Origin of the sequence: Mesorhizobium sp. M7A.F.Ca.CA.001.08.2.1, assembly GCF_003998455.1 — a bacterium.
GTDB classification, from domain to species: domain Bacteria; phylum Pseudomonadota; class Alphaproteobacteria; order Rhizobiales; family Rhizobiaceae; genus Mesorhizobium; species Mesorhizobium ciceri.
On sequence record NZ_RZPW01001150.1, the window covers coordinates 1 to 1,324 of the forward strand.

General features: G+C 65.9%; 1 protein-coding gene and 1 pseudogene. One reads left to right on the plus strand and one right to left on the minus strand.

Annotated elements, in window-relative coordinates; all coding sequences use genetic code 11:
- Nucleotides 1-109: pseudogene (locus tag EN914_RS39685) on the minus strand (EamA/RhaT family transporter); the annotation flags it as partial.
- A gap of 104 nt (nucleotides 110-213) precedes the next feature.
- Here EN914_RS39685 and EN914_RS35695 point away from each other — a divergent pair.
- Nucleotides 214-1,324 (plus strand): PLP-dependent aminotransferase family protein (locus tag EN914_RS35695; protein ID WP_164779181.1); only part of this gene is annotated, 1,111 nt, incomplete at its 3' end.

Below are 1,324 nucleotides of genomic sequence, written 5' to 3' on the forward strand. Positions count from 1 at the left end.
GGAATGTCGGATCGAATTCCCTGACCGCCACGCGCGTCGCCGGCAGCGAGCCGCTGAAGATCAACACACCGATGAATCCATTCATCCAGCCACTCGCGGTCTTGTCCATCGTATGCTCCGTTTGTCGGCTCCGTATCAGGCGGAGCCGGTAGTATCGCCAGAGACAGTGCGGTACAATTATGCAAAACTGTCATGGTCAGCAGAGCAGTACGGATGGACAAGCAGACTACAGGAAGCGAGAGCGGCGGTACGCTGGTCGAAGGCGTCATGGCGACGATCCGCCAGCGGATCGCGGCGCGCAGCCTGACGCCGGGAGGGCAATTGCCGTCGATCCGCGCCTTTGCCAAATCCATGCGAGTGTCCAAATCCACCGTGGTCGAAGCCTATGAGCGGCTCGCCGCCGAAGGCGCGATCCGCTCGCGGCCGGGCTCCGGCTTCTATGCCGCCGGATCGCTGGCGCCGCTGTCGCTGGCCGAAATCGGCCCCCGCCTCGACCGCGCCGTCGATCCGCTCTGGATCTCGCGACAGTCCCTGGAGGCCGGCGATGACATGCTGAAGCCCGGCTGCGGCTGGCTGCCCGCTTCATGGATGCCACAGGCAGGGCTGCGCCGGGCGCTGCGCACGGTGGCGCGTGCCGCCGATGTCGCACTGGCCGATTACGGCACGCCGCTCGGCCTGCCACCGCTGCGGCAATTGCTGGCGCGGCGCATGGCCGGGCATGGCATCGAGGCCTCGCCCGAGCAGATCATGCTGACGGAATCAGGCACGCAGGCCATCGACCTCCTGTGCCGGTTCCTGATCGAGCCCGGCGACACCGTGCTGGTCGACGACCCCTGCTACTTCAACTTCCACGCCCTGTTGCGCGCTCACCGGGCCAAGGTCGTCAGCGTTCCCTACACGCCGTCGGGGCCGGATATCGATCTGTTCGCGCAGGCGTTGGCCGAGCATCGGCCACGCCTCTACATCACCAATTCCGGCATCCACAATCCGACCGGCGCGGTGCTGTCGCCAGTCACCGCGCACCGGCTGCTGAAACTCGCCGACCAATCGCAATTGACCATCGTCGAGGACGACATCTTCGCCGATTTCGAACATGCGCCCGCCCCCAGGCTGGCGGCGTTCGATGGTCTCAACCGCGTTGTCCATATCGGCAGCTTCTCCAAGACACTGTCGGCATCGGTTCGCTGCGGCTTCATCGCCGCACCGCGCGACTGGATCGAGCCCCTGACCGACCTCAAGATCGCCACGACCTTCGGCGGCGGCCGGCTCGCGGCCGAACTGGTGCTGACGTTGCTGAAGGACGGCAGCTACCGCAAGCACATGG